Below are 13,693 nucleotides of genomic sequence, written 5' to 3'. Positions count from 1 at the left end.
TCGTCACCCAAAATCCCGCATAGCTCTTCGCGGAAGTCGCGCGCGCCGTTCCGCTCGGGCTGCCGAGCGGTGGCTTGCAAGGCCTGCCACATCCCCATGAGCACCTTGGACGGCTATGTCTGGACGCGAGAAACACACCAGCAAGATCGCGGCCATCATCGATAGTCTAGATGAGATAGATTCGAATAGCGCTCCGGGCAGTTCTTTACCTGCCAAAGACGATCTTGAGGCTACCTGCCGATTCCGCTTTGGATGTCGCGCAGCGAGGAAGGCATCACCTTACAGGTGCAGCGGCACTCGAGGGGGGCACACACATTATGCTCGCAAGCGAACGTTGCGAGGGGAGAACAGATCTCGATTTCCCAACCGTTCGGCAGCAGAACAATCCGGTCTTGACAAAAACGGTTGCCGAGGCTGCGCCCGCCGTCTCCCGGGCGCTTCGCAGCAGGACCCCATCTCCTTGCGATCAGCAAATTCGCCAAACAACGGGAATGAGCTGACCGGACCTGCGCGCCGAATCGTTACGATAGCCAGGCGTACCGGACTTAACAGACGTTCCGAAAAACATGCCTTGCGGCCGGCGCCGTTCAACCCCAGCTGCGGCTATTGGTCGGAACGATACCGGGCGGCGCACGCCCATCGAAACCCTTCGCCATTTGCGGAAGCCGCCTTAGCTCCCGCGTCCGCTGCTGCGCCGCCTCGATGCCTTGCGAACGCGCCGATTGTGGACCTTGAACGGCACGACGTCGCAGTTACCAGCGGCGAGCGCCAAACTGCCATAGCCCGGCCAGGCCGGCTGTGCAGTGCCTACCGGTCGGGGACGAGATTGCTTCGGTTTAGGTCTGGCTGCCGTCTTCCCGCCAACCGCGTAGCCAGCGCCCGTGTACTTTCGTGCTCAAAGGCGCCTGTATCCAAGCCGCTGGGCTGGTCTTGTTGCGCCAATTCTAGGTCTAAGAATGCGTGGCATATGGTTTGCTCCACCAGTGAGGTCACGATCTACAAAAGCAAGTTTGTGAGGACACCATGCTCGGAATTGGAAGTCAGTTGCCGCCATTCGACATCACAGGCGTGAAGCCCGGTTTTCAAGCGCAGGAAGAGGAAGGGCAGAGTGCGTTTGAGACGCTGACCGAAATGAGCTTTCCGGAGAAATGGAAGATCATCTTCTTTTACCCAAAGGACTTTACCTTCGTCTGCCCGACAGAGATCGCAGAATTTGCTCGGCTTTCCAAGGAATTCGCTGACCGAGATGCGGTTGTACTGGGTGGCTCGACTGACAACGAGTTCTGCAAGCTTGCTTGGCGGCGCTCACATGTCGACCTGCACAATCTACCAATCTGGCAATTTGCCGACACAAAGGGAACGCTCGTCGATGGCCTCGGGGTGCGTTCACCCGAAGGGGTTGCCTATCGTTATACCTTCATTGTTGACCCCCAAAACACGATTCAGCACGTCTATGCGACCAATCTGAGTGTGGGCCGCAGTCCTAAGGACACACTCCGCGTTCTAGACGCGCTGCAAACCGACGAGCTCTGTCCCTGCAACCGCGAAATCGGCGGGGAAACACTGAAGGTTGCGTGACGCAGCATGTCGCCGATCGAACAAATCTACGACAAGATTCCCGATTTCGCGAAGGATGTCAGGATTAACTTGACCTCCTTGATGGCCGATGAGACGCTTTCGCCGCGGCGAAAATACGGGGTGCTGGTAGCGAGTGCAGTTGCCACCCGCAATTCAGCCCTGATTGCCGCGGTGGAATCGGCAGCCTCGGGCGTGATGACATCTGTGGCGATCGCCGCAGCGAAAGCTGCGGCCTCCGTAGTGGTAATGAACAATGTCTACTACCGCTTCGTTCACCTCGCTTCCAACCCAGAATACAAGACGATGCCGCCGCGGCTGCGCATGGACGTGATTGGCAATCCCGGCGTGGACAAGTCCGATTTCGAGCTGTGGTCGCTTGCTGTCTCCTCCATAAACGGCTGCGGTATCTGCATTGATGCCCATGAGAGGACATTGAGAGCCGCGGGCGTCAATTCGGAGACGATCCAGACCGCCGTGCGCTTTGCTGCGATCACACAGTCAGTGGCGATCGCACTCGAGGCCGCTGGGCCTGCCTCCCCTCAGGCAGGAGACTGATCTTTTCTCTGCCATCAGATCGACGGCATCGTGGCGCTACTCAGTGGCGCCACAACGAGCCTTTTGCTGCTTATCTGCATGTCACGTCTTGCGTCGCGTTGCGATGACGGGTGTCTTCTCAAACAACCCGGCGCTATGCAGGTGACAGTGAGCGCGCCACAGATACAGTGAGATTGCGTCGGCTAACGCCGCACCACCCTTCGCTCTGTCATCACCCAAACTTGAACAGAACACCATATCCGCCGCGCGGGTGGCTCCATTCGATGTCGCCGGTCGGCTCGGCGATCACGCGGCAGGTACCGCATTCAATGCAGCCATCAACTGTAACTTCGACCTGGCCGTTGTCGTTGAGCTCGTAGCATCGCGCCGGGCAGGCCTTCAAAAGTGTGAGGAGCTGCGGCGATGGCGTCTTGTGCGCACGTACCCTGACGTGAGGGTGCCCGGCGTCGACAAGATAACGGTTGTAGTACAGCTTGTCTTCGACGCGCACGGAGGGTTCGACATTCATGCTTTTGCCTTCCACTGTTGGACTTCACACTGTCGCGATCACCGCCAGGCCCTGGCAAAACGGTAAGCATCGCCGACCAGACCTGACCATGACCGCGTCTTGACAAAGGATTTGAGGCTCGCCTTCTCCTTCTCAACCTTGGGCGTACCATCGACGCGCACAAAGTTCTGCATCGCCTTGGAGATAAGCTGCGGATAAGTGAGAAAGAAATTTTCGGAGTGGGTATGCATGAGGGGTGGCAAATCCTTGTACTTCTTGAGATCTTTGATGACGAAAGAATCGTCCAACATCTTTTTGTAGATTGAGAGATTTGTTGCACTCATCGGTTCGCCGCGCGATTTGACCAGACCTATCGCTTCGGCCGCGATACGGCCCGATGTCATCGCGAGATTGGAGCCCTCACGATGAACGGCATTGTTGAGTTGGGCGGCATCGCCCACGACGACCCAGCCCTCCCCATAAAGCTGTGGGATCGATTTGTAACCGCCTTCGGGAATGAGATGCGCCGAATATTCCTTTACTTCGGACCCTGCTATCAGTGGCGCCACAGAGGGATGCCTTTTGAATTCATCGAGCAGGCCATACGGCGTTTGGCCCGTGCGTTGGAAGTCGGCGACGAGACAACCGATGCCAAGCGAAATGCACTCTTTGTTGGCGTAGATGAAACCCATCCCGGTCATGCCGCGGGAAATGGTACCGGCAGCCTCTATCACGACGCCTTCATCCCCCTTAAGATTGAAGCGTGCTTCGATGGTTTCACGGGGCAAGAAGTGCATTTCCTTCACCGCGAGCGCAACGTTATCGGGTGCCGGACGGGCGCGCAGGCCCGCACGCGTGCCGAGCAAGCCATTGACCCCTTCGGCCAGAACGACGACGTCAGCATGTATCTCGCCGTCACGGCGATCTGTACGAACACCGACGACCCTGTTACGATCGTCCTGCGCGAGCTCTGTGACGGTGGTCTCGCAAAGCACGATCGCGCCAGCTTCCCGCACCTTTGAAGAAAACCATTTGTCAAACTGGGCGCGTATAATCGTATAGCGGTTCGGCCTCTGCTCGTTGAAGTCCTCCGAACGGTAGTGCATGCCGACATGCGAGCGATCGTCCATCATCCAGAACCGCTGTTCGATCAGGTGGCGTTCGAGTGGCGCCTCCTCTCGAAACTCGGGGATCAGCTTTTCCATCATGTCGGCATAGAGGATGGCCCCCTGCACATTTTTCGATCCGGGATATTCGCCCCGCTCGAGCTGCAGCACCTTCATGCCCTGTTTGGCCATCGTCAATGCCGCCGCGTTGCCGGCCATACCGGCTCCGACCACGATCGCATCGAATCTCTCTTCAATCATCAATATCTCCTCTAGACCGCGATCCTGGCGCGCGAATCTGGCAGAAGCCGCGCGCGAAATGCAGCCGTCAGGGCTGGCAACAATTGCATAGCATCACTGACGATCGCGAGATGGGCGAAGTCGAAGATCGGAGCGTTTTTGTCCGTGTTAACGGCGACGATCAGATCCGCGCCCTCGACGCCGACCCGGTGCTGGATCGCACCGGAAATGCCCGCGGCAATATAGAGCTTCGGCCGGATGGTTTTGCCTGTCTGACCGATTTGCCGGTCAGACGTAACCCAGCCCTTTTGCACGAGAGGACGCGAGCAGCCATATTCAGCCCCAAGCAGAGCTGCGAGCTCGCGTACCAACCGGAAGTTCTCAGGCGATCCCAGTCCAAGGCCGCCCGCAACCACAACATCGGCATAGGCCAGAGTGGAAGTTTCTGCATCGCGGTCGGGTAGGAAGGACAATACTTTCGTGACTATATCGTCTTCTACAAGGCCGAGCGGATGAACGACGATACGAGCGGCATCGCGCATAACGCGTGCAGGCATCGGCATCACTCGCGGGCGGACCGTGGCCATCTGCGGGCGGTAATTCAAGGTATAGATTGTGCAGAGCAACGAGCCGCCAAAAGTTGGCCGCGTCGCCGCAAGTGAACCGTCGGCGTCCACGTCCAGCGTGGTGCAGTCGGCAGTAAGCCCCGTCGATAGATTCGTCGCCACGGAACCTGCGAGATCGCGACCAAGCGTCGTGGCACCCAACAGTAATATCTCGGGCTTGTAGGTGTTGACGAGTTCGGTGAGCGCTTTCGTATAAGATTCGTTGCGGTAATCCGACAACACATTGTCGCTCACGAGATAGGCCAGATCGGCGCCGTAGCAAAAGGCTTCAAGTGCGGCGTTGCGTGTGTGCTGCCCCTCCGGACCGACAACGACAGCGGCAAGATTCACCTTTAGCCTGTCGGCAAGACCACGCCCCGTACCCATGAGCTCCCAGGAAACGGGATGCACTTGGCCCCGCTCCAGCTCGACGAAGACCCAGACGTGCTTGTACGACTTGAAGTGCTCCGGCAGTTCTTTTTTGGCTGCTCCGCGGCCGGCCCCTGCTGGCATCGCCGTTTTGCTGACCTTGCTCATAGTCTAAATTCCTCTGGAGATAGGCGCGCCCGCGCCACGGGTTGCTTTTTCGCTTTCGTTAACCGAAGTTCACTTTTGGCCGGCAAGTGGCTGGCTGCTCTGCCCGCCTGCGCGCTCGGACCAGTCGCACCACAATACGCGTCGTCGCAATTGGCGCACCCATTCGGCCGGCTTTGGAGGGATCTTGCAAACTGAATCCTTGGGTGCCGGGCTCGACGAGCGCCACCGTGGCCGGCCAGGACGAGGTGATCCTGACCGGCCACTTCCATGCCTTAGTTGACTAGTCCGTTCGCGGCGCCTCGCCGGTACCATCGATGGAGGTCCTGGCAAGGCTTCTGTCACGCGACCGTGCCGAGCCTCCAGCGCTGGCACTCCGTGTGGGAGGAGGGCACCACTTTTCGTAACGCAGTTTCTATCTGCGATGAGATGCAGACACATTTGAGCGGGATCGGGGGCCGATTTGATGCGGACGCTACTGTGCATAGCCGCCGCAAGAGCCGCGCGAAGGGGACACCTATTATTGACTACCATCTCACCGTCACTACGAAACTGCGACCGCGTCAAAGACCGTTGCGAACAGACCTGACGGCATCGTAGGCCTCGATATGATGCCGCAGGGGGGCTCGGCAGGCACTGTAAGCAGCATCATGGGTCCTCCTTCAAACTCACCGTGGGCGCCACCATCTGTCGGCATCGATGATCAGATCAGCAGGACAACAGCAAGTGTCGTACCAGTTGCAAAGACGATTGAAGTCAGTGGGACGTATTGGCTTGCGCCACACATCAAACAGCTGCTGATACCTGGTCACGAATAATCCGGACATGGGTCGGGAATACGACAGCCGTTGGCCGGGCCATGACTAAGAGACTTGCCGCGATAAATAGAAAGCCGCATTAACGGAGCGCCTCGGCGTCCGCCGGACAGACTTCGCTTACAGTGGAACGCTAGGTCACTTCAACTCGCTCAAAGGAACGAAGGCCGCAGCCTTCTTGGAGTCTGAGACGGCATCCTTCAAAACCTTGAACACTCGCTCGTCGATCGGTGACGATGCCACGAAATCTCCATATGCCCGTTCCAGCATCGCCTTGCATCGAGTTCTGATTTCCGGCTCTGCGGCACCAGCAAATTTCTCCTGTGCGAGGTATTGTCCCATGCGCTTCAAAATGTGAAGGCGCGCGACATTCACGATCTTAGGGTCGTACTCGACGCCAAGCAGCGAAAAAAACTCCTCTGCCGATGAGGCCTTGCCGAGTCGATCTAGAATACCGGTTGCTGGGGATGAGCTGATCATCGAATATTCTCCTTCGGTTTAGCTCTGGTGAGCGCCCACATTGAGCGGATCCGAAACAGTAACGACAACGCGCCCGCGGGTTTTGCGGTTGCGCTCAATCTGATGAGAACTCGGTGACGGCGCGGAAAGACTTCTCATGACTGACACCTGAAGTTCGCGGGCCCGGTATATCCTAACACTTGGTTGACCTTTTCCATCGTTAGCTCCTGATGACTACACAGCCCGAAGACGGCATGGATATTGTGGCAAGGGACCACATATTTCATCGACACCCTTGCGTCGACCCTCGCGTCGGCGCCTCTTTCCCGGGTCCGTGCGGCACTCCATCATGGTAAGCGGAAGATCTGCTTCGATAATTGCGCGGACGCGATGTTTTTGTTGACCGCGCCCGCCGTTACCGCCGCAGTCTTTGTGATCCTAACGGCCGACCTAGTGCAAGAAGTCACGCTTCTCTTTATGACCTTGTTCAGCAAATGCATCGTGGCAAATGCGACAGCGCTATGAGGCCGAACGCGTTGCCCTTTGGTGCGACAGGTCCGTTGCGGCGCACCAACACGGGTGAACTGTAGCCTAGCACTCGATCTTGCCGCCTTAACCACACGGCCGTCCGCTCGCATCCAAGTTGGTGATCCGCGCCCTCCTCCGACCTGCGGCCTACAAATGCGGTGAAGCCTTTTCGGATAACGATGCGACTGCGGTCTCTCCTGGCGTTTCAGATGCCCGGCCGCTGGACACAGCCGGCCATGCTGCGGCCTGCAACAGCAAATCGCGCCGACGCTCGGCCATCCGGCTCTCACCGCTTTCTTCACCGAAACAGATGTTGAATTCGTTACATTGATTGCACACGGGTGTCGTGCACATCGCAAGGCCTTCGTCCTCGCAAAGCATGCGGTAGAAGAAGCGCTTCCAACGCATATTGTTGACATTGCTCGCGGCGAGCGGCGCGAAATGCCGGCTCATCACGAGCGAGAGTTCGCCACGATCACGCAAGCCGAGAGCTTCCCAAAGATGGTCCGGCTCCATGGCGCGGCGCGCGATCATCGCAGCCAGCCACCGGCCGATATCCCCTTCCGTCGAGCGATGCTTGAGCAACAGATCGCGAAGCATTGCGATCTCCTCATCCTCTTCCCGCTTGAAGGGCGCGGCCTGCTCCGGGGCCCTGATCCCGGTTGGGAGAAAGTGCTGCTCCAGTAAGACCGCCAATTCAACGCCGGACAGGCCAACTTTCTCAGACAGACAGCCACCATCCATCGTGGCAGCCGCCAGGATAGACGCCAGGGCATGGCGATCGAGATTGCTGTCGATGGCGATATCGGCATTTGCAGGATGTTCACCGGTGAGCAGCCGGTAGGTTGAAATTCCCTTGTGCAACTGGCTATTGGCGTCAGCAGCACAGGCAGTCGTGAACGGAAGGACGTGCGGCTCGGACATAACTCTGCGGTTTTTCACAATGCGTGGTTCGTCACGGCGCACTCTGGTTTTCGCGGCCGATCGTCAGTATGCCGGCCCCCCCGGGAGGGGGGTGAGGGAGACCGGCATCTGTCGCTCGCCTTCGCAAGGCGGCGACTCGCGGCCTTTACGAGGCTGCGAGTTCGGCGGCGGTTTTGCCGATGATTGATTCATCCACGGCCTTTATAATGCCATGCTCCATCAGCATGTCCTCGAGCTCATCCATTGAGATCGGGGTCGGGATGATGCCCTTGCCGCCATTATTGTGAACCTTGGCCGCTAGTTTCCGATAGTGATCAGCCTGCTTGGAATCGGGTGCATATTCAAGCACCGTCATGCGACGCAGCTCTGCATGCTGCACCACATTGTCACGCGGCACGAAGTAGATCAGTTGAGTGCCAAGCTTCTTGGCCAACGCTTCCGCCAGTTCCAATTCCTTGTCGGTCTGCCGCTCGTTGCAGATCAGGCCGCCCAACCGCACCCCACCTGAGTTCGCGTATTTCAGGATCCCCTTGGAAATATTGTTTGCGGCATACATTGCCATCATTTCACCAGACATCACGATGTAGATCTCCTGCGCCTTGTTTTCGCGGATTGGCATCGCAAAGCCACCGCAAACAACGTCGCCAAGCACATCGTAAGAAACATAGTCAATGTTCTCGTAGGCTCCGTTCTCTTCAAGAAAATTGATCGAGGTGATGACACCGCGGCCGGCGCAGCCGACACCTGGCTCAGGGCCACCGGACTCAACGCAGCGAATGTCCTGGTAGCCAACCTTCATTACGTCCTCGAGCTCTAGATCCTCCACGCTGCCGGCGCTCGCGGCAAGACTCAAAATCGTGTCTTGAGCCTTGGCGTGCAGAATAAGGCGAGTCGAGTCCGCTTTCGGATCGCACCCTACAATCAGGATCTTCTGACCCATCTCTGCCAGCGCCGCTAGCGTGTTCTGCGAAGTGGTGGACTTGCCGATTCCGCCCTTCCCGTAGAAGGCGATTTGTCTTAGTGAAGCCATGCTGCTCTCCATCAACCGATTTGCCAAACGTTGCGCGCTTCTTTTGCGAGCTTTGCTTCCCTCGCAGAAACGGGGGCACACGGGTTCAAGGGAAGGAGCGCATCGCTCGCCTTACACGTCGGCGTGCACTCAGCCCTCACTCAGTGTTGCTGCCGCTTATCAGCAACAGCCGTGCCAAGGTCTAACCCGGCACCTTAAGCTTCTGATTACGTTTCCAAAAGCAACCAGCCGGCGCGCGATCGTAGGCTGTTTTGGATCTGACAAGATCTGCCCGGCTGTCAGACAACGAACAAACAATCGCAAACATGAACGCCAACAGCCAAATAGGCTGACTTAGCCGATGCCGCCATTGTGGAACAGAACTTGCTGCCGCTCGCGCAAGCTCAGCCATGTGAGGAGTAAAGATGCCGGACGGAGTCAAAATGAGACGGGCCAGCGGCTTTGCAAATTCGCTGAGGGCGCACCATGCGCTGATATTGACGTTGACTGTCAAGAACTTCGAATGGCTCCCGGGAAGCAGCAGCCCTGTGCTATTCGCCCAGCATAGCACGCCTACATAGGTACGCCGTGGCTACAATCATCTTTTATCAGAAGCCCGGCTGCGCCACGAACGCGCGTCAGATTCAAGCGCTAAAGTCCGCCGGTCATGACGTGGTCGTCCAGGACATCTTGAAGGAGCCATGGCATGCGGACGAATTGCGCAGCTTCTTTCGCAATATGCCCGTCGGCTCCTGGTTCAACCGAGCCGCGCCTCGTGTCAAGTCGGGCGAAGTCAATCTCGATTCTATCGACGCGGCGAGCGCACTCGCATTGATGGTGAGTGATCCACTCCTGATACGACGACCGTTGATCGACTTAGACGGAATACGATGTGCCGGGCTCGATCGCGAGCCCGCGCTGTCGCTGCTTGGCCACCAGACGCAGGAGCATCTCCAGGGATGCCTGCACCAAGCAACTCGCACGCGCTGCCCGAAGATGGGATCAAGCGAATGAGCCTGTTCCGGACGATCACACCAGAAGAATGACGTTCTCGACTTGCGGCTTGCTTGGCGCGAGTATTTCCTTTAGCAAAACGTGTTTCGCAGCTGTGATCCTGATGCAACTGAGCGGCACGATCGCTCCCATATTTGATTGGTATCAAATCTTTCGCCGTTCCTTATGTGTGACAGAGACCTTGCGCGGCTTCTCGCGCGACTTTTGGAATGGAGAATTCGATGAGAGCAAGAACAGTCCTGGCAACTGTATCGGTCTTCGCGCTAGCGACCTCGTTGGCCAGCAACTCGGTACGTGGTGCTGATCTGGGTCCGGCGCCGGTCTACTATAAAGCTCCCCCTATTGAACCCCGCAACCCGTGGATGATCCGCCTGCGCGTGCTTGGCGTTTTGCCGGATACCGCAGGCAGTTCCGTCAACGTTCCAGGGACGCCGTTGCTGTCATCACCCAACTCTGGGCTTTCGATCAGCGATCAAGCTATACCAGAGCTCGACATCACCTATTTCTTCACAGCTAACTTAGCCGCCGAACTCATTCTCGGCGTGACCAGCCATCACGTCAGCGGCAATGGCGCGCTCACAGGGCTCGATATCGGCAAAGCCTGGCTCTTGCCTCCTACACTGACCCTGCAATATCACTTCACCGATTTTGGGCCGCTTAAGCCCTATGTCGGCGCGGGCATCAACTACACTGTATTCTTCAACCAATCGGCAGCCAATACTTCGCTCGCCGGGCTTTCCGTCACGGATCTAAACATCAAAAACCAATTCGGCGCGGCAGTCCAATTCGGTTTCGATTACATGCTCGATCGCCACTGGGGCCTCAACTTTGACGTTAAAAAGCTGTGGCTGCGGCCGGAGTACTCGGCCACCTTAAACAATGCGATTGCCGTTACGGGCCGCGCCCATATTGATCCATGGCTCGTCAGCGGCGGCGTCGCTTACAAGTTCTGACGTTAGAGCAGAGCCAGAGTGGAGAGGCCGTTTGATAAACTCGGATCCCAGCAGGATCATCGAGCTCGCCTCCTACTCTCGCCGGACTGACACGGAAAGCCGGCTGACGCGCCATCGACGCGTCAGCTCGCAAGAGAGGGAACCGCTGGCGTTGCTCGCGCTGCAAGTTACGAATCGCGCAGCACGTGAGTAACATTACACAAACGTCGACTCAGAATATGATCATACGTCTGTTTCGCCACGCTTAAGACCGAAGCCATTTTCCCATTTGCCTGATAAGAAGGCGATACGCCGCTGACAGCCTAATCTTGGCCGCGAAGTGCCCGGTTAATCTCAGACGATCCGCCCCCCAACGTCGAGCCGACCATGCTAGCTAACCCGGCAAGCGGCCGCCAAGCGACGCCTCTAGCTTCGCTTGAGCACTATCACAAGCCGGTCGACACGTTGGCCGTGCTTGAGGTGGGATATGACGATCTCGTCGACATCCTCAGGCGTGGTCGCGCGATACCAGACTCCGTCGGGATAGACAACCAGCAAAGGACCAGAGTTACAAAAGCCAAGGCAGCCCGCAGTCGCGAAGCCAATATCGTCGAGGCCTTGCGCTTCGATCGCCTTGCCCATTCGATCCCACAGAGCTTGCGCGCCGGAGGCGCCACAACTGCCGTGGGGATGGTTTGGCGGACGCTGCGTGTTGCACGCAAAGACATGGTGCCTATAGAGTTGAGGGAGATGAAATTCTTTTTCTGAGTTCACGCGCCTATCCTCTGATAGTGAATTTCAGCTGTCGGGATGAGATGTGAGCGCATAGCCGCCCGCAATGTCCAACGATGACCGTCCATTGGCGCATGGACACCTGCTGACACCAACTCCCGCTTGCGAAGGCAGTCGGAATGGTCGGGCGCCTTACTCGCTGTCGTCGCTGAGATGAGCGATAGGCACCTTCACGTCCGAAGGTCGCCTGCTGATCAATGACAACCTCTTCTCCCGGCATCGAGACCTCTCATTCATGCAACAATCCCCCCGATCAACTTTCTCGAAGAGCAAGTTGCACACCAAATGCGTCATAGCGCGCCTCACAATTGAGGGAAGTTGCGGCAATGCCGACGTTCTCGCCGCTATCAGCGATTGAATGCCCATGGCCTCGCTCAGAACAATAATGTCGGCCGGAGAGACGGCGTCGCCCTCGATCTGTTCACTCATCAAATCGCGGTTACCGGTTCGCTCAACCCGGCCCCGTCGTTTCCTGCTTTAAGGTATCGACAGCAGTTCGGCTCAACCGGAATACCCCGCGGCCACGAGCGAGCGGCTGATAAGCCGAGCTGGCACGGGTGTTGAGGACATCGAACCACCCGTTCGGAGTGAGCTTCCCTGGACGCTGGCCGATTTGTATCACCCGCCCATTCGGGGCGAAGCGGACGTGGATGATGATTTGTTACAAGCTCATACCGATTCCTTATTTTGGCCGCTTACGATCACGAGCTGACACCCGACAAGCTCGACTGTAATGTGGTCGATTTCGAATATCTTAGCGGGACTCCTTCACGTGATTGCAGATGCGCGTCGTAGCACTGCTCGACCATGCGACACCACTCCAAGACATCATCGGTAGGCTTGCACAGCACTGCGCCGTATTCGGCCGGCTCATTGCTCACGGCCCAACATTCCTTTGGCCAATGCGATCCCGGTCGCCCGCGTTGAGTGTCGAACTCACGCATCACGCCCCGCCCGCGGCGCAGCTGGACAAAGGGACCCATGCCGTCGCTATCGGCAGCAAGCAGCCGTTCGATCTCGATCAATTCCTCGGTCGTGATCGCCATCGTCGTTCTTCTATCCTCGGGGACGGTGGTCCTTCATTGCCAGAACAGGCGCTCAGGATCCGCATTCAATTCGTCGATTGCAGGGATCAAGCGATGATAGAGGCTGTAAAATTCCCAGACTCCCCCCGCATGATTTTTGCGAAACAGCTTCCAGATCCCGGTCACGCCATCATAAAGGATCAGCGCGACATCGACGAGCGCGCCATCCTTGTCGATATTGCGCGAGCAGCAGGGACTCTCGATGCAGTAGCCGCCCCACACGGGCGTCACGTTTGGCGAGACGTAGAGATAGCGCTTCCGCGCGCTCAAGCCGCGTTCGATCCGTTTGCGATCAAGCTCGTTGAGATGACGCGCCAACCCCGGTTTTACTTTCCTCATCAGTGCGGAATTCATGATGAAAGCCTCCCTTCAATGCCTTTTGATGTTCTCTTGAACTCCAGCAGATGAGCAGCTCCTCACCAAAATCAACGATAAAGATAGGCTCATGCGCTTTGTTGTTGAGAGTATCGATGACGGTCTGGCGGCTCGGCCTGGCGGCGAGCGAAGCTCCGTCCGTCTCCGTATCGACCGATGAGCGGTGCTTGATCAGGTCGGCTGTCGGTTTACCCCGCTGGCCCCACCAATATTTTGGAAAACCTCGCTGAGTCATGACTCCTCCGGTAGTGGCAAATCATCGACCTCCTCGCCTGCATCCACTGGCTCAAGTTCCTTGCGTTTCATGCCAACGCGGTAGCCGCTTTCCAAAAACTCCACGCCGTAGATGTAGAATTGCTGCAAGAACGTGCCGATCGAGACGACGTAGCCCACCTCCCCCTTCTTGACCAAGACGTCTCCGATCTCCTTGCCGGGATAGGTGCCATCATTCCGGATGACGCGATTGGCGCGAAGCTTTTGGCCAAAGCTGAAGGCGGGTGGGTCGCTTAGCTCGACGGCGTCGCTATCCCGGAGAATTCTGTTCATATTTCGCTCCTCATGCACCGACGGCGCGGGGGCACGCCGAGGGGACACTCTGCTCCGCATCACGAGGCGCCCTCGAGCGCCGAAATGTCGCCAGGCTGTGCTGCCCGCC

The 13,693-nt window shown here is 57.6% G+C and carries 15 protein-coding genes; 4 read left to right on the top strand and 11 right to left on the bottom strand.

Translation table 11 applies throughout. The features are described from left to right. Positions 1 to 1,023 precede the first annotated feature (1,023 nt). Both IC50_RS34795 and IC50_RS34790 read left to right on the top strand, forming a co-directional pair. Complete coding sequence (locus tag IC50_RS34795; RefSeq protein ID WP_011084586.1) at positions 1,024 to 1,578, top strand: peroxiredoxin; 555 nt, start codon at positions 1,024 to 1,026, stop codon at positions 1,576 to 1,578. 6 nt (positions 1,579 to 1,584) lie between these two features. After that, positions 1,585 to 2,133 (top strand): carboxymuconolactone decarboxylase family protein, encoded by a 549-nt coding sequence (locus tag IC50_RS34790; RefSeq protein WP_011084585.1) that lies wholly within the window; start codon positions 1,585 to 1,587, stop codon positions 2,131 to 2,133. Between the two features lie 211 nt (positions 2,134 to 2,344). On the opposite strand, the gene IC50_RS34785 is transcribed toward IC50_RS34790, so the two are convergent. The 6 genes from IC50_RS34785 to nifH form a co-directional block, all read right to left on the bottom strand. After that, a complete protein-coding gene (locus IC50_RS34785; RefSeq protein ID WP_011084584.1) occupies positions 2,345 to 2,641 on the bottom strand; it encodes a ferredoxin family protein in 297 nt (98 codons plus the stop codon). Positions 2,642 to 2,679: 38 nt separating this feature from the next. Further along, positions 2,680 to 3,987 carry an FAD-dependent monooxygenase gene (locus IC50_RS34780; RefSeq protein ID WP_011084583.1) on the bottom strand — a complete coding sequence of 436 codons (1,308 nt, stop codon included), beginning with the start codon at positions 3,985 to 3,987 and terminating at the stop codon, positions 2,680 to 2,682. 11 nt (positions 3,988 to 3,998) lie between these two features. Continuing rightward, entirely contained in the window at positions 3,999 to 5,108 is a 1,110-nt protein-coding gene (locus IC50_RS34775; protein ID WP_011084582.1) for an electron transfer flavoprotein subunit alpha/FixB family protein, read from the bottom strand. A 950-nt stretch (positions 5,109 to 6,058) separates the two neighbouring features. Continuing rightward, positions 6,059 to 6,400: a nitrogenase stabilizing/protective protein NifW gene (gene nifW, locus IC50_RS34765; protein WP_011084580.1), complete on the bottom strand. Its 342-nt coding sequence runs from the start codon at positions 6,398 to 6,400 to the stop codon at positions 6,059 to 6,061. A 654-nt stretch (positions 6,401 to 7,054) separates the two neighbouring features. Beyond that, positions 7,055 to 7,873, bottom strand: coding sequence for a nitrogen fixation protein NifQ (locus IC50_RS34755; protein WP_011084579.1), 819 nt, complete (start codon positions 7,871 to 7,873; stop codon positions 7,055 to 7,057). 103 nt (positions 7,874 to 7,976) lie between these two features. Next, the gene (nifH, locus tag IC50_RS34750) at positions 7,977 to 8,861 is read right to left on the bottom strand and encodes a nitrogenase iron protein (RefSeq protein ID WP_011084578.1); all 885 of its coding nucleotides are present in this window, start codon (positions 8,859 to 8,861) and stop codon (positions 7,977 to 7,979) included. 567 nt (positions 8,862 to 9,428) lie between these two features. Between nifH and IC50_RS34745 the strand changes: the two genes are divergently transcribed. Both IC50_RS34745 and IC50_RS34740 read left to right on the top strand, forming a co-directional pair. After that, on the top strand, positions 9,429 to 9,854 hold the full coding sequence (locus tag IC50_RS34745) for an ArsC/Spx/MgsR family protein (protein WP_011084576.1): 426 nt from the start codon (positions 9,429 to 9,431) through the stop codon (positions 9,852 to 9,854). A 209-nt stretch (positions 9,855 to 10,063) separates the two neighbouring features. Continuing rightward, positions 10,064 to 10,807 carry an OmpW/AlkL family protein gene (locus IC50_RS34740; protein WP_018647470.1) on the top strand — a complete coding sequence of 248 codons (744 nt, stop codon included), beginning with the start codon at positions 10,064 to 10,066 and terminating at the stop codon, positions 10,805 to 10,807. 405 nt (positions 10,808 to 11,212) lie between these two features. On the opposite strand, the gene IC50_RS34735 is transcribed toward IC50_RS34740, so the two are convergent. From IC50_RS34735 to IC50_RS42200, 5 genes are all read right to left on the bottom strand, one after another. Next, a complete protein-coding gene (locus tag IC50_RS34735; RefSeq protein ID WP_011084574.1) occupies positions 11,213 to 11,560 on the bottom strand; it encodes a (2Fe-2S) ferredoxin domain-containing protein in 348 nt (115 codons plus the stop codon). Between the two features lie 719 nt (positions 11,561 to 12,279). Next, entirely contained in the window at positions 12,280 to 12,624 is a 345-nt protein-coding gene (locus IC50_RS34725; protein WP_011084572.1) for a hypothetical protein, read from the bottom strand. Between the two features lie 33 nt (positions 12,625 to 12,657). After that, a complete protein-coding gene (locus tag IC50_RS41760; RefSeq protein WP_014497964.1) occupies positions 12,658 to 13,017 on the bottom strand; it encodes a DUF3024 domain-containing protein in 360 nt (119 codons plus the stop codon). After that, positions 12,956 to 13,273, bottom strand: a complete 318-nt coding sequence (locus tag IC50_RS41755) for a hypothetical protein (protein ID WP_014497965.1) — start codon at positions 13,271 to 13,273, stop codon at positions 12,956 to 12,958. Before IC50_RS41755 ends, IC50_RS41760 begins: the two co-directional genes overlap by 62 nt. Continuing rightward, entirely contained in the window at positions 13,270 to 13,584 is a 315-nt protein-coding gene (locus tag IC50_RS42200; RefSeq protein ID WP_028153326.1) for a nitrogen fixation protein NifZ, read from the bottom strand. The genes IC50_RS41755 and IC50_RS42200 overlap by 4 nt, the downstream gene beginning before the upstream one ends. Positions 13,585 to 13,693: the final 109 nt, after the last annotated feature.

Source organism: Bradyrhizobium genomosp. I (2014), assembly GCF_000261685.1.
In the GTDB taxonomy this organism is placed as follows: Bacteria; Pseudomonadota; Alphaproteobacteria; order Rhizobiales; family Xanthobacteraceae; genus Bradyrhizobium.
The sequence above is the reverse complement of the archived record's forward strand: the minus strand, read 5'-3'. Positions and strand labels throughout refer to the sequence as shown.

Bases quoted from the DNA above. Each gene is read 5' to 3' on its own strand.
- IC50_RS34790 (WP_011084585.1), top strand. From the start codon at position 1,585: ATGTCGCCGATCGAACAAATCTACGACAAGATTCCCGATTTCGCGAAG.
- IC50_RS34785 (WP_011084584.1), bottom strand. From the start codon at position 2,641: ATGAATGTCGAACCCTCCGTGCGCGTCGAAGACAAGCTGTACTACAAC.
- IC50_RS41755 (WP_014497965.1), bottom strand. From the start codon at position 13,273: ATGACTCAGCGAGGTTTTCCAAAATATTGGTGGGGCCAGCGGGGTAAA.
- nifH (WP_011084578.1), bottom strand. From the start codon at position 8,861: ATGGCTTCACTAAGACAAATCGCCTTCTACGGGAAGGGCGGAATCGGC.
- IC50_RS34775 (WP_011084582.1), bottom strand. From the start codon at position 5,108: ATGAGCAAGGTCAGCAAAACGGCGATGCCAGCAGGGGCCGGCCGCGGA.
- IC50_RS41760 (WP_014497964.1), bottom strand. From the start codon at position 13,017: ATGAATTCCGCACTGATGAGGAAAGTAAAACCGGGGTTGGCGCGTCAT.
- IC50_RS42200 (WP_028153326.1), bottom strand. From the start codon at position 13,584: ATGAACAGAATTCTCCGGGATAGCGACGCCGTCGAGCTAAGCGACCCA.
- IC50_RS34725 (WP_011084572.1), bottom strand. From the start codon at position 12,624: ATGGCGATCACGACCGAGGAATTGATCGAGATCGAACGGCTGCTTGCT.
- IC50_RS34795 (WP_011084586.1), top strand. From the start codon at position 1,024: ATGCTCGGAATTGGAAGTCAGTTGCCGCCATTCGACATCACAGGCGTG.
- nifW (WP_011084580.1), bottom strand. From the start codon at position 6,400: ATGATCAGCTCATCCCCAGCAACCGGTATTCTAGATCGACTCGGCAAG.
- IC50_RS34780 (WP_011084583.1), bottom strand. From the start codon at position 3,987: ATGATTGAAGAGAGATTCGATGCGATCGTGGTCGGAGCCGGTATGGCC.
- IC50_RS34740 (WP_018647470.1), top strand. From the start codon at position 10,064: ATGGAGAATTCGATGAGAGCAAGAACAGTCCTGGCAACTGTATCGGTC.